General features: G+C 64.2%; 14 protein-coding genes, 1 pseudogene and 1 riboswitch. Of the genes and pseudogenes, 6 read left to right on the top strand and 9 right to left on the bottom strand.

Annotation, left to right across the window (positions count from 1 at the left end):
* Positions 1-2: 2 nt before the first annotated feature.
* From NY08_RS00955 to NY08_RS00920, 8 genes and pseudogenes are all read right to left on the bottom strand, one after another.
* Positions 3-746, bottom strand: a complete 744-nt coding sequence (locus NY08_RS00955) for an ABC transporter permease (RefSeq protein WP_045194405.1) — start codon at positions 744-746, stop codon at positions 3-5.
* Positions 743-1,522 (bottom strand): ABC transporter ATP-binding protein, encoded by a 780-nt coding sequence (locus NY08_RS00950; RefSeq protein ID WP_045194401.1) that lies wholly within the window; start codon positions 1,520-1,522, stop codon positions 743-745. Before NY08_RS00950 ends, NY08_RS00955 begins: the two co-directional genes overlap by 4 nt.
* Complete coding sequence (locus NY08_RS00945) at positions 1,519-2,454, bottom strand: ABC transporter permease (protein WP_032393474.1); 936 nt, start codon at positions 2,452-2,454, stop codon at positions 1,519-1,521. The genes NY08_RS00950 and NY08_RS00945 overlap by 4 nt, the downstream gene beginning before the upstream one ends.
* Positions 2,451-3,482, bottom strand: a complete 1,032-nt coding sequence (locus NY08_RS00940) for a TIGR03842 family LLM class F420-dependent oxidoreductase (RefSeq protein WP_032393473.1) — start codon at positions 3,480-3,482, stop codon at positions 2,451-2,453. The genes NY08_RS00945 and NY08_RS00940 overlap by 4 nt, the downstream gene beginning before the upstream one ends.
* Positions 3,483-3,485: 3 nt before the next feature.
* Positions 3,486-4,907, bottom strand: a complete 1,422-nt coding sequence (hydA, locus tag NY08_RS00935; RefSeq protein WP_045194399.1) for a dihydropyrimidinase — start codon at positions 4,905-4,907, stop codon at positions 3,486-3,488.
* Positions 4,907-5,746, bottom strand: coding sequence for a nitrilase-related carbon-nitrogen hydrolase (locus tag NY08_RS00930; RefSeq protein WP_197914655.1), 840 nt, complete (start codon positions 5,744-5,746; stop codon positions 4,907-4,909). Before NY08_RS00930 ends, hydA begins: the two co-directional genes overlap by 1 nt.
* Before the next feature lie 101 nt (positions 5,747-5,847).
* A pseudogene (locus NY08_RS00925) lies at positions 5,848-7,361 on the bottom strand (ATP-dependent DNA ligase).
* Between the two features lie 137 nt (positions 7,362-7,498).
* Positions 7,499-9,076 (bottom strand): carboxylesterase/lipase family protein, encoded by a 1,578-nt coding sequence (locus NY08_RS00920; RefSeq protein ID WP_032393469.1) that lies wholly within the window; start codon positions 9,074-9,076, stop codon positions 7,499-7,501.
* Positions 9,077-9,174: 98 nt separating this feature from the next.
* Between NY08_RS00920 and NY08_RS26360 the strand changes: the two genes are divergently transcribed.
* The 6 genes from NY08_RS26360 (at position 9,175) to NY08_RS00890 (ending at position 14,771) form a co-directional block, all read left to right on the top strand.
* Complete coding sequence (locus NY08_RS26360) at positions 9,175-9,822, top strand: hypothetical protein (RefSeq protein ID WP_045194396.1); 648 nt, start codon at positions 9,175-9,177, stop codon at positions 9,820-9,822.
* 118 nt (positions 9,823-9,940) lie between these two features.
* Positions 9,941-11,338: a sugar porter family MFS transporter gene (locus NY08_RS00910; protein ID WP_032393467.1), complete on the top strand. Its 1,398-nt coding sequence runs from the start codon at positions 9,941-9,943 to the stop codon at positions 11,336-11,338.
* Positions 11,339-11,401: 63 nt separating this feature from the next.
* A riboswitch (TPP riboswitch) is annotated at positions 11,402-11,501 on the top strand.
* Positions 11,495-12,217 (top strand): TenA family protein, encoded by a 723-nt coding sequence (locus NY08_RS00905; protein ID WP_045194391.1) that lies wholly within the window; start codon positions 11,495-11,497, stop codon positions 12,215-12,217. (Overlaps the previous riboswitch by 7 nt.)
* A complete protein-coding gene (locus NY08_RS00900; protein ID WP_045194388.1) occupies positions 12,214-13,227 on the top strand; it encodes an ABC transporter substrate-binding protein in 1,014 nt (337 codons plus the stop codon). Before NY08_RS00905 ends, NY08_RS00900 begins: the two co-directional genes overlap by 4 nt.
* Positions 13,205-14,041 carry an ABC transporter permease gene (locus NY08_RS00895; protein WP_200893157.1) on the top strand — a complete coding sequence of 279 codons (837 nt, stop codon included), beginning with the start codon at positions 13,205-13,207 and terminating at the stop codon, positions 14,039-14,041. Before NY08_RS00900 ends, NY08_RS00895 begins: the two co-directional genes overlap by 23 nt.
* Positions 14,034-14,771: an ABC transporter ATP-binding protein gene (locus tag NY08_RS00890; RefSeq protein WP_045194386.1), complete on the top strand. Its 738-nt coding sequence runs from the start codon at positions 14,034-14,036 to the stop codon at positions 14,769-14,771. Before NY08_RS00895 ends, NY08_RS00890 begins: the two co-directional genes overlap by 8 nt.
* Positions 14,772-14,806: 35 nt before the next feature.
* Here NY08_RS00890 and NY08_RS00885 read toward each other — a convergent pair whose 3' ends face one another.
* Complete coding sequence (locus NY08_RS00885) at positions 14,807-16,084, bottom strand: LCP family protein (protein ID WP_052683691.1); 1,278 nt, start codon at positions 16,082-16,084, stop codon at positions 14,807-14,809.
* Positions 16,085-16,096: the final 12 nt, after the last annotated feature.

The raw sequence follows: 16,096 nt of genomic DNA, 5'->3' as shown, positions 1-16,096 counted from the left end.
TCCTAGGTACGACGCCGGGACACGAGCTTCTCGAGCAGCAGAACAACCAGAAAGAAGAGCAAACCGACTGCGATGGCACCCATCACGTAGGCCCATGCCCGGGGGTAGGCCGTGTTCGCCGCGGCGGAGGTGATCCGCGACCCCAAACCGTTCTGCAGTCCGCCGAAGTACTCGCAGATGATGGCAGCAATGACAGCATTGGGAGCGGCAACCCGCAACCCGGTGAAGATGTGTGGAACGGCGGACGGGAGGCGGACGATTCGGGTGAACTGCCAACCACCGACGGCATACGACGTCATGAGGTCGTGGTGCACGGCCGAGACCTGACGCAGTCCCTTCGCCGCACTGACGAAGACCGGGAAGAACACGACGATGGTGACCACGAGGCGGCGCGGTAGATCGGTGGTCGAGGAGAACATCGAGTTGAACACCGGCGCGAGAGCGACGATGGGAACGGCTGCGGCACCTGCTGCCAACGGGGTGAGCAGTTCGTCGACGATCCGCAGGCGAACTGCTGCCATTGCTGCCAGGAGACCGAGGACCGAGCCTGCGATCAACCCCACGAGAGCGTTGGTTCCCGTTGCCAGACTTGCCGATCCGATGTTTCCGAGGTTTCGCACGAATTGCTCGGCGATGGCGCTCGGCGACGGCAGCAGGAACGACGGAACCCCCGCGACGACCGTGAGCAACTGCCACAGTGCGAGCGCCGCCGCCCCGAACACCACCGGTGGCAGCCAGAGCTTCATCGCAGATCCGCACTTCGAACCGAACGGCCGTGCAGTGCATCCCGAACCGCGGTGATGGACGAGAAGAACTCCGCCGATTCGCGCGGATCGTCGTTCGTGCCGAATCTGTCGATCGTGAGTGTGTCGACGATCCGCCCCGGCCGAGCGGACATCACCACCACCCGATCGGACAGGTAGACCGCTTCGGGAATCGAGTGGGTCACGAACACCACTGCTGCGCTCGACTCCTCGGCGATGCGCAGTAGGTCGTTCTGCATCTTCTCGCGGGTCATCTCGTCCAGGGCACCGAACGGTTCGTCCATCAGCAGCAGTCCCGGCGTTCGGGCCAGCGCCCGCGCGATCGCCACTCGTTGCTGCATCCCACCGGACAGCTGGCTGGGAAACTTGTCGGCGAAATCGGTGAGTCCGACGAGGTCCAGTAGTTCGCGAACCCGTTCTGCGCGTTCCTTCTTGGGAACCTTGTGGAGTTCGAGCGGCAATGCGACGTTGGATTGCACTGTGCGCCACTCGAGCAGCCCGGCCTGCTGAAAGGCGATGCCGTACTTCTGATCGACGCGGGCTCGGCGAGCAGTCAGACCGAACACCGAGGCAGTACCGGACGTGGGTTGCTCGAGATCGGCAACGATACGGAGCAACGTCGACTTACCGCACCCCGAGGGCCCGATCAGCGAGACGAATTCGCCGGGGGCGATCGCGAGCGATACGCCCTCCAACGCAGTCACTCCCCCGTCGAACGTCTTTCCGACGCCCTCGACGAGTACCGCATGCTCGGTCATGACCGATCCTTTCGACCCGGCGAGCGACCGGCGTACCGACCCAGTGCGATGTCGAGCAGTGACACCAACCCGGTCACCACCAGTCCGAGCACCGCTGCGCCGAGAACGGCTGCGTAAAGGCGGGATGCGTCTCCTGTTGCCTGCTGCGAGAACACGATGATCTGCCTGCCGATACCGCCGGTCGTTCCGGTGGAGATCTCGGCGACCACGGCACCGATCACGGCAGCGGCCGCGGCCAGACGCAGCGCCGGAATCAGATGAGGCACCGAGGCGGGTAGGCGTAGTCGAACAAGTGTGGTCCACCATCCGGACGCGTAACTGTGCATCAGGTCCAACGCTGCCCGATCGGGTGCACGCAGGCCGCGCAGCATCCCCACCGCCACCGGGAAGAACGCAAGATACGACGCGATGACGGTGATGCTCATCCACGGCTGCCAGGCGTAACCGCCGATTGCGATCTTTCCGCCCCAACCTGCGACGAGCGGTGCCAACGCGATCAGTGGAACCGTCTGCGAGACGATCACATACGGCAGCACGGAGCGCTCGACCCACACGAATCGTTGCATCGCCACCGCCAGCACCAGCCCGACCACCGTCCCCAGCGCGAACCCGAGTACCGCGAGCCCGAATGTGAACAGGCCACTGGACACGATCGCCGCACCGACACTGCGAGCCCCCGCGACGTTCACCTCCGGCTCGGTCAGCGCTGCCAACACCGACCACACGTGCGGTAGCGCTCCGTCGTCGGTGCGGGGCAGCACCCGCACGCCGGCGATACTCACCCCGTTGTCGGGGACGAGCACTTTCACCGACTCCCAGAACACCAGCAGCACGCCGACGGCCCCCACTGCCATCAACGGACGCCGCGCTCCTCGATGCGCACCGGCGGGAGCAGGCGTCACCACCGAGGCCTGATCGAGAACACCCGTCACGACGTCGCCGTCACGCTCGGGCGGATCTGCGGAATTATGCTCTCCCCGTACGCTTCCAGCGTCGCTGCCTTGGCATCGTGTTGCAGGTACACCGAGAACTGATCGACACCGAGAGCCTCGAGATCTTTCAGCTTCGCGATGTGATCGGCCGGGGAGCCGAGCAGACAGAACCTGTCGATCACCTCGTCCGGAACGAACTCTGCGTGCGAATTGCCTGCGCGGCCGTGCTCGTTGTAGTCGTACCCTTCACGCGCCGCGATGTAGTCGGTGAGTGCCTGTGGAACACCGCTGCCGTCGCCGCCGTACCGCGAGACGATATCGGCGACGTGATTGCCCACCATCCCGCCGAACCAACGACACTGATCTCGGGCGTGTTCGAGCCCTGCGTCGGTACCGTCGGTGACGTAGGCGGGAGCGGCGACGCAGATCGAGATCGAATCCGGATCGCGACCCGCTTGCTCGGCCGCAGCGCGGACCCGGCCGATCGTCCACGCTGCGATGTCGGGATCGGCCAGCTGCAGAATGAACCCGTCCGCCACCTGTCCGGTGAGCTCGAGGGCTTTGGGGCCGTACGCCGCTACCCACACCTCGAGTCGGGACCGCTCCGCCCACGGAAACTGCACTGTCGTCTCCCCGATCCGGGCACTTCGCCCATTGGCCAAGCTACGGATCACCTCGATCGATTCCCGCAGCGTGGCAAGGGTTGTCGGCTTCCCGCCGAGGGCGCGGACGGCCGAATCACCTCGGCCGATGCCGCAGACGGTCCGATTGCCGAACATGTCGTTGAGCGTCGCGAACGTCGATGCCGTCACCGTCCAGTCGCGGGTGGCGGGATTGGTGACCATCGGACCGACGGTCACCCGCCTCGTCGCGGCCAGAATCTGGCTGTAGATGACGTACGGTTCCTGCCACAGCAGATGCGAATCGAACGTCCACACGTGCGAGAAGCCATGTGTCTCCGCCTGTCTGGCCAGGTCGACCACACGGGACGCCGGCGGATTGCACTGGAGCACTACCCCGATGTCCATGGCTCAGATCAGATTCTGCGACAGGTCGCGCCGGACGAATCGGCCGTGTCCCGCAGTGCCGGAATAGGATCCACCGTCGACGATGATCCGGCCACGCGAGATCACGGTGTCGACATGGCCGTCGATCTCGAAACCCTCGTACGCCGAGTAGTCCATGTTCATGTGGTGGGTCTTCTCGACGCCGATGCTGGTGTGTCCGTTCGGGTCGTAGATCACGATGTCCGCGTCGGCACCGGGGGTGATGACGCCTTTCCTCGGATACATCCCGAACATCCTGGCCGGGGTGGTGCAGCAGACGTCGACCCACTTCTCGAGCGTGATCTTGCCGCTCTTGACACCCTGGAACATCAGATCGATGCGGTGTTCCACCGAGCCGATCCCGTTGGGAATCTTCGAGAAATCACCGATACCCATCTCCTTCTGATCCTTCATGCAGAAGGGGCAGTGATCGGTACTGACGGTCGACACGTCTCCGGTGCGCAGGTATCGCCACAACTCGTCCTGATGCCCCTCCGCTCGCGACCGCAACGGCGTCGAGCAGACCCACTTGGCACCCTCGAAGCCCGGAGCGCCGAGCTGTTCCTCGAGCGACAGATACAGGTACTGCGGACATGTCTCGGCAAAGACGTTCTGTCCGTTGCCCCGGGCCTGCGCGATCTGTTCCAGGGCCTGCTTGGCAGAGACGTGTACGACGTAGAGCGGTGCACCGGTGACGTCGGCCAACATTATCGCTCGATGCGTCGCCTCCTCCTCGAGCTGCCACGGCCGTGACGTGCCGTGGAAGTACGGGGCCGTGTCTCCACGGGCGATCGACTGAGCAACGAGAACATCGATCGCGATGCCGTTCTCCGCATGCATCATCAGCAGTGCACCCGTTTCGGCGGCGGACTGCATGGCGCGCAGGATCTTGCCGTCGTCGGAGTAGAACACACCCGGGTAGGCCATGAAGAGTTTGAAACTGGTGACGCCCTCGGATACCAACTCGCTCATGGCTTTCAAGGAATCGTCGGTCACGTCGCCGATGATCTGATGGAATCCGTAGTCGACGGCACACTGCCCCGCGGCCTTCTCGTGCCATTGCGCCAGAGTGTCCTGGACGCGCTGACCGGGAGTCTGAATCGCGAAGTCCACGATCGTCGTCGTGCCACCCCACGCCGCTGCGCGCGTTCCGGTTTCGAAGGTGTCGGAGGCGAACGTACCGCCGAAGGGCATCTCCATGTGAGTGTGCCCGTCGACCCCACCCGGGATCACGTATTTTCCGGTCGCGTCGACGACCACGTCCGCCGAGGTCTTCAGGTCCGCGGCCAGGGAGACCGATCCGGGTGCCAGTACCGCGACGATGCTCTCGCCGTCGATGAGCACATCCAATTCCTGTGCGCCGGTGGTGGATACCACCGTCCCGCCGTGCACGAAGGTGGTGGCCATCAGGGTTGCACCAACGGGCCGTACGCGTCGGGTCTACGGTCACGATAGAAGGCCCACCGGTCGCGGACCACCTTGATCAAATCCATGTCCAGGTCACGCACGATTATTTCGGATTCGGAATCCGACGCCACCTCGCCGACGAATTTGCCTTCGGGGTCCACGAAGTAACTGGTTCCGTAGAAGTCGTCGTCACCGTATTCGGATTCGATTCCGACTCGATTGATCGCGCCGACGTAGTACTCGTTCGCGACGGCGGATGCGGGCTGTTCGAGCTTCCACAGGTAGTTCGACAGGCCCCGCGAGGTTGCCGAGGGATTGAAGACGATCTCGGCACCGGCGAGGCCCAACGCCCGCCAACCCTCGGGAAAGTGCCTGTCGTAGCAGATGTACACACCGATTCGGCCGACCGCGGTGTCGAACACCGGCCACCCCAGGTTTCCCGGGCGAAAGTAGAACTTCTCCCAGAATCCGTTCACGTGGGGAATGTGGTGTTTCCGATACTTGCCGAGATAGGTGCCGTCCGCATCGACGACGGCAGCGGTGTTGTACAGAAGTCCGGGTTGTTCCTGCTCGTAGACGGGCAGAATCATCACGATGCCGAGTTCCTTCGCCAATGCGGCGAAACGGTCGACGGTCGGCCCGGGTACCGATTCTGCGTACTCGTAGAATTTCGCATCCTGCAATTGACAGAAGTACGGACCGTAGAAAAGTTCTTGGAAACAAACGACTTTCGCGCCCTGCTCGGCGGCGGACCGAGCAAACCCCTCGTGCGCCGCGATCATCGATTCTTTGTCACCGGTCCACTTGCTTTGGACCAGAGCAGCTCGAACTGTGGACATCATTGGCACTCCATCTCTCGCTGGCTTGCACCCTCAAGATATTTTGCGCCGTGTTACGGGATCGTTCGTGCGGTTTCGTACGTATTAATCGTCCGAACTGTTCACGAGTGCGGAAGCAGTGCACGCACGGCGTCGATGGAGTCCGCGGTGGCAAGGTTCTTGTCGGGTCGATACCGGAGTACTCGCGCGAATCGCAGTGCAACACCGCCCGGATAGCGTGGGCTGACCTGCACGCCGTCGAGTTCGATTTCGACGATCAGCTCGGGTCGCAGGTACACGGTGTGCTCGTCACGCTCGCGCTCGTGTTTCGGGAATTCGTCGGTCTGCCATTGCAACAGAACGTCGGTCAGGCCTTTGAAGGTCTTACCGACCATGATCGGGTCACCGCCGTCGGGATCGCGAGCTCCGAGGTGCAGATTGGACAGGTAACCGGTGCGACGCCCGTATCCCCACTCGGCTCCTAGCACGACGAGGTCGAGGGTGTGCTCGGGTTTGACCTTCTGCCAGCTCTTTCCGCGGCGGCCTGCGGCGTACGGAGCACCGAGCGCTTTGAGCATGATCCCTTCGTGCCCGGCGTCGAGTGCCGCGTCGAAATGGGCTGCTGCCGCGTCCGCGTCGGGCCTGACGACACTGGGAATTCGGTGTCCCGGTGCCACCCGGTCCAGTGCAGCCAGACGCTGCTCCAACGGGGCATCGAGCAGGTCGACACCGTCGAGGTGCAGGCAGTCGAAGAAGTAGGGCTGCAGCAGTAGCTCGTGTGCACTCTCGGCACCGAACCGACTCATCGTTTCCTGGAACGGTCGCGGGCGGCCGCTGTCTTCGAGCGCGAGGGTCTCACCGTCCAGGACCACGGAGTCGCACGGCAGCGCGAGAACCAGATCCACCAGCTCGGGCACACTCGCAGTGATGTCGCGCAGAGTGCGCGTGTAGACGCTCACGTCGGTTCCGGAGCGGTGCACCTGAATTCGCGCGCCGTCGAGCTTGTATTCGACGGTGACATCGCCGGAGAGCTGTTCCCATGCGCCCCGCAGAGACTCCGCGGGCGAGGCCAGCATCGGCCGGACCGGGCGACCCACCTCGAGCCGAAATGCGTCCAGCGCTTCGACGCCACCGGTGATGGCAGCGATCGCAGTGGCAGGCAACCTCCCCGAGAGCATGAATGCGCGACGCACCGAGGCCTGCGGCAGATTCGTCGCGGCGGCGACAGCGTCGACCATGATCCCTTCGAGCGCGCCCTGACGCAGCTCACCGGTGACGAGCCGGATCAGAAACCGACGCTCCTCGGCTGTGCTCCGGGAGAACAGGGCCGTCAGCAGCGCGACCCGGCGAGCAGCAGAACCGGCCCCCGACGTCGCCGCGACCGACGATATCGCCTCGTCCACCTCGGCAACCGTCAGTGTCGAATCCGCGGCAGCCGCGACGTCGAGATCGGCCAGCGTGCGCCAGCCGACACCTATCCGACCCTGCGGCAACTCCCCGAGAGCCACGAGACAGCAGGCTCGATGTCACCGGCTGCCGCTTCGGCCAGGAGCGCGCTCAGCTGCTCGATCTTGACCTTGCGCGAGCGCGTCGCTGCCACGGCACGGGAGGTTTCGACGATCCTCGACATCAACACACACCGAACATAACCGCCCCCACCGACAGCGTGCTGACATCCAATTGTTACCGCTGTGACTCGAGCGACCCGTGTTGTTGCTGTTACGTTCGATTCATGTCAGCAACGTCCGTGCGACACAACGCACGGGCGACGTGTCAGCTGAATCCCAGAACGCGGTCGCCCCACGCAGCGCGCATGTCGCCGTCGGGGTCGTCGACGAGAGTGTCGGATGCATCGATCACCAGCGTCCAGCGCGTCTTCTCGGTGTACGGAGCCCAATGCTTGGACGCATCCAACGCAGCGGGGACGCCGTACCGCGCGAAAGCGAGCCAGCGTCTCTGCATCCGCGCAGACACCGCCATTGCCGGCTTTCGGCCACCGAGCCAGAAGGTGGGGTCTCGGTTGAGCGTTCCGAAATTGCCGAAGACGTACGGCAGTTCGGTCGCGTGGCCGGCTCCCACTCGTGCGGCCTTGAGCATCGGTGTCGCATGATCGAATCGGTACATCCATGTCGGCGAGTGCCTGCTGTGCCCGTCGGCGATCCACACGCTCGGCATGAGGAATCCCGCGTCGCGCGATATGGCTTGTGCCCCGGCCGGTTTGTCTCGGTCCGGGTATGCCGCCATGATCTCGGCCACTCGATAAGCAGGCAGATCCGCGTGGTCGTGAGCGATGGCGCGGAACATCTCGGAGACCGTGTCGGAGGTGATCGGCATCAACGGAGACTTCATGAATCGAAAGATCGAGGGCTCGTCGTGGTTGGTGCCGATGATCAACGGGATCTTGTGCGAGAGCCCCTTTTGGAAGGCAGCCACGGGATAGCGCGGAACGATATCTCCGTCGACGACCGGCGAAAGACCAAGTGTCCCAGGCACTGTCGTCGGGATCTCGTAGCAGAGTGTGTCACCGGCGGTGACCAGCCTCGTGAAATGCATGTCCAAGAGTTCACCGATGTCCGCCGGCTCGACGCCTACCAACTCCAGGAACCTCGAGGCCACCGCGGCTCCGCGTTCGGGGCCGTACACCGAGGTCGCAGGCGCGCTCTGCACGATCGCTCTCTGGAACAGACCCTCGGCCTTCGGCGAGGTCATCAACGTGGTGACCGACGCTCCCCCGGAGGATTCGCCGAACACCGTCACCTGATCGGGATCGCCGCCGAACGCCGAGATGCACTCGCGGACCCACTGCAGTGCGGCAATCTGATCTCGCAGTCCCAGATTGGTCTCGAAGGTGTGCTCGTCGGTGGAGAACGACGACAGGTCGAGGAACCCGAACGCACCGAGACGAAAGTTGATGGTCACCACCACCACATCGCCGTTCTCGCTGAGGTTCCTCCCGTCGTACACCCGCTGTGCCGACGATCCGAGCGAGTAGGCGCCGCCGTGGATCCAGACCAGCACCGGCCGCAGTTCTGCCTCGGGACGGGGAGCCCAGACGTTGAGCGTGAGACAGTCCTCGGAAATCGACAGCGACGGATCGATCGGCACCGGACTGTCGCGGCCCTGCGGAGCCATCGCACCGAACTCGAGGCCGTCGAGCACTCCCGCCCAGGGCTGCAACGGTCGCGGCGCGCGGAACCGGAGCTTGCCCACCGGAGGCGTCGCGTAGGGAATACCCCGCCAGGCAACGATCGGCGACGTATCGGCATCGACCGGATAGCCGAGAACCTCGCCGTAGGGCGTGCTCACGAGCACGGTCGAATCGGACGCAGCGGAGTCGGACGCGGTGACCATGGAACCTCCCGTTCGGTCGTTGCCCAACGTACCAACATCAACCGTCCCCTCGGCGACGTTACTCACAGCGTCGACGCCCGCGAGCGAAGGAACCGGCGATGAAGAGAATCGGATGTGTCGCAGTGGCAGTCGTCGGAGCATGCATGCTCGGAGGGTGCGGTGCGAGCGGTGAAGGCGACGGTCCGATGGCAACCGTGATCACCGACCGCCCCACCCCGGTCGCCACGGCTCCCTCCGTGCCCTCTGCCACGTCGGCATCACCGTCCACCACATCGATCGCCACGCCGACGTCCACCACGGTGGCGCCGACGAGTCCTGCTGCAGCCCAGGCAAAGCCGCAGGACTACGCAGGCAAGGCACCCGGTTGGTACTACTTCTCGAGCCCCAGCGGAAAATTCGAGTGCGGTATCGCCGTCCTCGAATCCTCGATCGCCGGATGCCACGGATCACTCCCCGATTCGGCACCCGAGGTTCCCGGCAGCGGAGCGTCGGGGACGGCGGTGAAACCGAATGCCGTACAGCTGATCGCCGGGTCCCCGGCGAAGTTCGAGAGCCTCGGCGATCCCAAGTTCCACCGTTTCGACGGGCCTGCGACGGCCTTGCCGTACGGCGAAGTTCTCACCGTCCCCGGAAGTGGTTCCACCAACGGCCTGCAGTGCAGCGTCGACGAGAAGACCGGGGTCACGTGCTCCGATCAGGTCGGCCACGGTTTCACCGTCTCGAACGAGGATTTCGACCTTCGCTGACGGTCTCGTTCGCGCGGCAAATTACCAGGCGTAATGTCCGGGGACGGTACGACAATCCCTGCCGTACGGTCTCCCCAGCGGCCGACGCCCGTGCGCGCGGCCGGAAGGTGCATCACACATGAATCAGACCTCGGACCGCCACACAGCGAAGGTCATCGGCGTCAGCATCGCCGCTGCTGTGGGCGGGTTCCTGTTCGGCTTCGACAGCTCGGTCATCAACGGCGCTGTCGACTCGATCGAAGATCATTTCCTCCTCGGCTCGTTCACCACCGGCTTCGTGGTGGCAATCGCCCTCATCGGGTGCGCAGTGGGTGCCTGGTTCGCCGGCAGCCTCGCAGATCGTTGGGGACGCAAGAAGGTCATGCTGCTGGGCTCGGCCCTGTTCGTCGTTTCCTCGATCGGCTCGGGATTGGCGTTCAGCGTCCCCGACCTGATGCTCTGGCGAGTGCTCGGCGGACTCGGAATCGGCATCGCCTCGGTGATCGCACCGGCGTACATCGCCGAGATCGCTCCCGCCAAATGGCGCGGTTCCTTGGCCTCGCTTCAGCAATTGGCCATCACCATCGGCATTTTCGCTGCTCTGCTGTCCGACGCTCTTCTCGCCGGTGCCGCCGACGGCGCGTCCAACGACCTGTGGTTCGGCATCGAGGCATGGCGCTGGATGTTCCTGGTCGGCGTGATTCCCGCTCTCGTGTACGGGTTGCTGGCAACCCTGATCCCGGAGTCTCCGCGTTACCTCGTCGGTCAGCATCTCGACGAGGAAGCGGCCCGCGTACTCGCCGAGATCACCGGTGAGCTGCACCCGGACGAGCGCGTCCACGAGATCAGGCTGACGCTGCGCAAGGAGTCACGCTCGTCGTTCGCCGATATTCGCGGGCCGAAGTTCGGCCTGCAACCCATCGTCTGGGTGGGCATCACGATGGCCGTGCTGCAACAGCTGGTCGGCATCAATGCGATCTTCTACTACTCGACGACGCTGTGGCGTTCGGTCGGCTTCTCCGAGGATCAATCGTTCACCACCTCCGTGATCACCGCTGTGATCAACGTGGTCATGACGTTCGTGGCGATCCTGTTCGTGGACCGAATCGGTAGGCGCAAACTGCTGATGGGGGGTTCGATCGGCATGTTCGTCGGGCTCGTCATGGCGTCGGTGGCATTCTCGCAGGCGACCGGCAGCGGCGACGACGTCACGTTGCCCGCTCCGTGGGGTGCGATCGCGTTGGTCGGGGCCAATCTGTTCGTCATCTTCTTCGCCTCCACATGGGGACCGATCATGTGGGTCATGCTCGGTGAGATGTTCCCCAACCGCATGCGTGCCATGGCGCTCGGCATCGGCACCGCAGCCAACTGGATGGCCAACTTCGCTGTCACGCTTGCCTTCCCGCCGCTGACGTCGTCCGTGGGGCTGTGGGCGATCTACGCAGGATTCGCTCTGTTCGCCGCGCTCTCGTTCTTCTTCGTCAAGGCCAAGATCAGGGAGACCAAGGGCATGGAACTCGAGGACATGCTGGGCTGACGCCGGACCGCAGATGCAGGGGCGGCACCAGCGCCACCGGGTGAGCGGTGTTACTGTCGCTTTCGTTCTGACACGGGGTGTGTCCGCCGATGCGGATGCTGAGATCAAACCCGCCGAACCTGATGCAGGTAATGCTGACGAAGGGATGTCAAGGCGATGACGCCTGTTGTATCTGCGGACCCGGTCCGCTTCACCGATCTACTGTGGGATGCGTCCGAGAACATCCGACGCGCGATCGACGACCTCGAGTTTCTCCGGCTTCTCGGAGCCGGAACACTTCCGCTCGATGCGTTCCGTCGGTATCTCGAGCAGGATTCGCTCTATCTCGGTGGGTACGTCAAGTCGCTGTCACTACTGGCAGCACACGCACCGAACCCGATCGCCGGAGCGTTCTGGGCGAGCGCCGCCGCCAGCGCGATGGACGAGGCCGCCTCGCACGAAGAGATGCTGACCGGTGGAGCGCTGCCCGCGTCGACCTGCACACCCCAGGCTTCACCGGCATGCCTCGGTTACACCTCCTACCTCACCGCGATTGCGGCAACCGAACCGTATCCTGTTGCAGCAGCGGCTGTTCTGCCGTGCTTCTGGATCTACGCCGACGTGGGCCGCTCACTCGCCGGTGCCGCGAGAGCGGTTCTCGATCGCGATCCCGACCACCCGTACGCGCGGTGGGTAGCCGCGTACGACGCACCCGAATTCCATGCGATCGTCGACGCCGCAAGGACATTCGTGGACGACGCGGCGGCTGCCGCGACTCCGGTACAGCGAGAGCAGATGATCGACGCCTTCGTCGTGGCATCGAGGTACGAATTGATGTTCTGGGACAGCGCTTTGCATCCCACTCCGTGGCCGCTGGGCCAGAGTGCGGTGCACGCATGAGAACCGCTCGGATCCTCGCCGCGTTGGCGGCGGCCGTCGTTGCCACGACCGGACTGGTGGGCTGCTCGCAGTCGACGGACTCCGACACCATTCGATTCGCGTTGGACTGGACGCCGAACACCAACCACACCGGTCTCTACGTGGCCATACAGGAAGGCTACTTCGCCGACGCCGGCCTGGACGTGGAGATTCTGCCGTACAACAGCACCGCAGCGGACACTCTCGTCGATGCCGGAAACGCCGAATTCGGTATCAGTACACAGAGTTCCGGTGTGTTCGCCACCTCGGCGGGCGCGCAGATCGTCTCGGTCCTCGCGCCGCTCCAACATTGGGCGACCGGCATCGGAGTCCGCGCAGATCGAGACGACATACCGAGCCCGAAGGCACTCGACGGCAAGGTCTACGCCGGCTTCGGCGAATCCGGTGAGCAAGCCGGACTCCAGCAGGTCATCGAGAACGACGGTGGCACAGGCGAATACGAGACCGTCGTCCTGGGAACCTCGGCGTACGAGGCGGTGTATTCGGGGACCGCGGACTTCACCGTCTCCTATTTCGCGTGGGAAGGCATCGAAGCCGAGCACAGCGGAACCCCGATGAAGTACTTCGACTACACCGACTACGGCTTTCCCGACGCCTACGCCATCACGATCAGCGGCAACGAGCCCTGGCTCGCAGCCCACCCGGACCAGGCCGAGAAGTTCGTCCAGGCTCTTCAGCGCGGCTACCAACTCGCCGCCGACGATCCGGACAAGGCCGCACAGGATCTGATCGACGCCAATCCGGGAACGTTCACCGACGAATCGCTGGTCTTCGAGAGCCAGAAGATGCTCGCGGCGAAGTACATGAAGGACTCGTCCGGCGAAGTAGGACGACAGAGTATCGACAAGTGGACGGCGTACTCCAAGTTCCTGTACGACAGTGGCGTGCTGGCCGATCAGAACGGCGCGCCTCTGACCGCGGAGCCGGATTGGTCGACCTACTTCACCAATGACTACCTCGGCGATCGATGAGACGGTGGCCGCTGATCGAGGTTCCTTCTCGCTCAGCGGTATCCGAGCCTCGCTGCGTTGGGCGTGGCCGGCGCTGACCGTCGTCGTTCTGATCATCGCCGCCTGGCAGATCTACGTCGAGATCAGTGGCATCCGCCCGCAGGTGCTGCCGTCCCCCGGTCGCGTGGTGGTCCAGGGTTGGGCGCAACGCGATGCGATCGCCGAGAACGCAGCGGCAACCCTGCAGGTGACCCTCGTCGGGTTCGCGGTCTCCTTGTCCCTGGCCTGGTTGCTGGCCATCGCGGTGGACTTCTCGCCGTGGCTGCGTCGCGCGTTCGTTCCCCTCTTCGTCGTATCGCAGACGCTTCCGATCATCGCGATCGCGCCACTGTTGATCATCTGGTTCGGCTTCGGGCTGCTTCCGAAGATCCTGGTGATCGCCTTGGCGACGTTCTTCCCGATGGCCATCGGACTCATCGAGGGTTTCGCGGCGGCCGATCGAGACGCGCGATCGCTGCTGGCCAGCATGGGTGCCTCGCGCTGGCAACATTTTCGATACGTGCGGCTACCGTCGGCGCTACCCCGGTTCTTCACCTCCCTGCGCATCGGAATCACCTACGCCGTGGTCGGCGCGATCTTTGCCGAATATGCCGGGGCCAGTGCCGGGCTCGGCATCTACATGAGTCAACAGAAGAACTCGTTTCGTACCGATCTGGTTCTCGCCGCGGTTGCCGTGACGGCCGTGATCAGCGTGGTCCTGTTCGTCTCCACCTTCCTGGTGGAGCGGTTCGTTGCGCCTTGGGCGCGCCACGGGTCGGTTGGTCTTCATGTCTGACCCCGACACCTGCATCGACGTTCGCGATCTCACCAAATCATTCGGCGACAAGCCCGTACTCGACGGTGTGTCGTTCAGTGCTGGCCCCGGCGAGTTCCTGTCGATCATCGGCCCGAGCGGTTCCGGTAAGAGCACGGTGTTCAACATGCTGGCCGGACTCGACAAGCCCGACTCCGGCTCGGTTCGAGTACCGCCGTGCGCCTACATGCCGCAGAAGGATCTCCTGTTTCCGTGGCGTTCGGTGCTGGACAACACCACCCTCGGGCTCGAAGTGCAGGGCGTTGCCAAGAAGGAGGCGCGGGCGCGGGCACGCGAGCTGTTCCCGGTGTTCGGCTTGGACGGGTACGAGTCGGCCAGACCATCCGAACTCTCCGGCGGCATGCGCCAGCGGGCGGCGCTGCTGCGCACGGTGGTGCAGGGACGATCGGTACTACTGCTCGACGAACCCTTCGGGGCACTGGACTCGTTGACTCGAAGCGATATGCAGGCCTGGTTGCAGCAGGTCTGGTCGGAGTTTCGGTGGACGGTCCTGATGATCACGCACGACATCCGCGAAGCGGTCTATCTCTCCGATCGCGTGATCGTCCTCTCCCCCAGACCGGCACACGTTCGACGGCAGATCGAGGTGGCGCTGCCCCGTCCACGCGGGCTCGAGATCGTCACGACGCCGCAGTTCGCGGCGGTCGAGAAGCAGTTGATGGACGTTCTGCTCAGCGCGCCGACGCCCTGACCGATACCCGCTGGCGAGTTCGGTCGACGCAGGGCTCAGTCGACGCAGGGTATGCCGCCGTCGCTGTGCACACCCTCGTCGGGGGCTGCCGCCGGATCCAGGGACGGATCCTGTGCGGCGACCTCGAGCGGGGGCGGCGTCGTTGCGGGATCAGCTGCCGCGGTGGTCGGCGGTGCCTGCACAGGTACGTCGCCGATCAGCCGGGCTGCCTCGGCCCGGACGGCGTCGACGTCGACGAGATTGACGTCCTGCCCGTCGATCGTGTCGTAGCCGGTGATCGGGAGCGTGTAGAAATCGATGTCTCCCTGCATTACTGCACCGGCTCCGCCTGCGAGCTTGACCGGATCCAAGGACGCGTCGATCACGACGTCGTTCTTGGTACCCGCGACGAGCGCCCGGAGTTCGCCGATGTTCGCCATGACACCGGAGGTGCTGAGCTTGGCCATCACTCCTGCCACGAAGGCCTGCTGTCGTTTGGTTCGATCGAGATCACCGTTGTCGAGGCCGTGGCGTTGCCGGACGAAGGACAGCGCCTGCGAAGCGCTCAGTTCCTGCGCGCCCGCGGCGAAGTCCGCCCCCGAATAGTTGTCGTGTACAGGATTGTTCAGGCACACCTGAATCGGCCCGACGGCTGTCGCGACGTCGTAGAAGCCCAGCAGGTTCACCTCGGCGAAATGATCGATCGGCACGTCGAGCAGGTCACGAACCGCGGTCAACGTCGATCGCCGACCCGCGTCGCGTGCTCGACGCTCACGTTCGGCCGAATCGGTGACGCCCTCGTCGAGCAACTGTGTATCGGCGTCGGCTTTGGCAAGTCCGTACGCCTCCTTGATCTTCCGCTTGCCGTATCCGGGAACGTCGACGTAGTCGTCGCGAGGTATCGACAGCGCAGTCGCCCTCCCTCCGTCGGCCGGAAGGTGCACCAGCAGCAGTGTGTTGGTGTTGTAACCGCCGACGTCGCTGTCGCCCGCATGCAGCGCATCGGTGACGAACTCGGCAGGCAGGTCGTTGCCGTCCATGTCCTTGCGGCTGTCGAGACCGATCAACAGAATGTTGGTGTCCTCGCCGTTGCCGCCGGGATCGTTGTTCGCGATGCCGTCGAGCGCGTCCGAGGTGGTCAGCCCCGTGGTGGCTTCGCGGTACACCGCGAACCCGATTCCACTCACCGCGATCGAGGCAACTGCCGCAGTGGCGACGACAATTCGGCCGATTCGGAGTGCGAGACCGCGGTTGCGCGACGGCGTCCTGATGCGATGGCGCCCTGATCCACGTTCACCGCGGGTGGTGTCGTTACCTGGGCCGTTCGAGAGCACCTCGCCAGGCTA

It is taken from the genome of Rhodococcus sp. B7740, from assembly GCF_000954115.1.
In the GTDB taxonomy this organism is placed as follows: domain Bacteria; phylum Actinomycetota; class Actinomycetes; order Mycobacteriales; family Mycobacteriaceae; genus Rhodococcoides.
The sequence above is the reverse complement of the archived record's forward strand: the minus strand, read 5'-3'. Positions and strand labels throughout refer to the sequence as shown.

What these genes read in the sequence shown, in the direction of transcription:
- NY08_RS00955 (WP_045194405.1), bottom strand. Translation starts at nt 746, where the DNA reads ATGAAGCTCTGGCTGCCACCGGTGGTGTTCGGGGCGGCGGCGCTCGCA.
- NY08_RS00890 (WP_045194386.1), top strand. Translation starts at nt 14,034, where the DNA reads ATGTCTGACCCCGACACCTGCATCGACGTTCGCGATCTCACCAAATCA.
- NY08_RS00920 (WP_032393469.1), bottom strand. Translation starts at nt 9,076, where the DNA reads ATGGTCACCGCGTCCGACTCCGCTGCGTCCGATTCGACCGTGCTCGTG.
- NY08_RS00930 (WP_197914655.1), bottom strand. Translation starts at nt 5,746, where the DNA reads ATGTCCACAGTTCGAGCTGCTCTGGTCCAAAGCAAGTGGACCGGTGAC.
- NY08_RS00895 (WP_200893157.1), top strand. Translation starts at nt 13,205, where the DNA reads ATGACTACCTCGGCGATCGATGAGACGGTGGCCGCTGATCGAGGTTCC.
- NY08_RS00905 (WP_045194391.1), top strand. Translation starts at nt 11,495, where the DNA reads ATGACGCCTGTTGTATCTGCGGACCCGGTCCGCTTCACCGATCTACTG.
- NY08_RS00950 (WP_045194401.1), bottom strand. Translation starts at nt 1,522, where the DNA reads ATGACCGAGCATGCGGTACTCGTCGAGGGCGTCGGAAAGACGTTCGAC.
- NY08_RS00910 (WP_032393467.1), top strand. Translation starts at nt 9,941, where the DNA reads ATGAATCAGACCTCGGACCGCCACACAGCGAAGGTCATCGGCGTCAGC.
- NY08_RS00900 (WP_045194388.1), top strand. Translation starts at nt 12,214, where the DNA reads ATGAGAACCGCTCGGATCCTCGCCGCGTTGGCGGCGGCCGTCGTTGCC.
- NY08_RS00940 (WP_032393473.1), bottom strand. Translation starts at nt 3,482, where the DNA reads ATGGACATCGGGGTAGTGCTCCAGTGCAATCCGCCGGCGTCCCGTGTG.
- hydA (WP_045194399.1), bottom strand. Translation starts at nt 4,907, where the DNA reads ATGGCCACCACCTTCGTGCACGGCGGGACGGTGGTATCCACCACCGGC.
- NY08_RS26360 (WP_045194396.1), top strand. Translation starts at nt 9,175, where the DNA reads ATGAAGAGAATCGGATGTGTCGCAGTGGCAGTCGTCGGAGCATGCATG.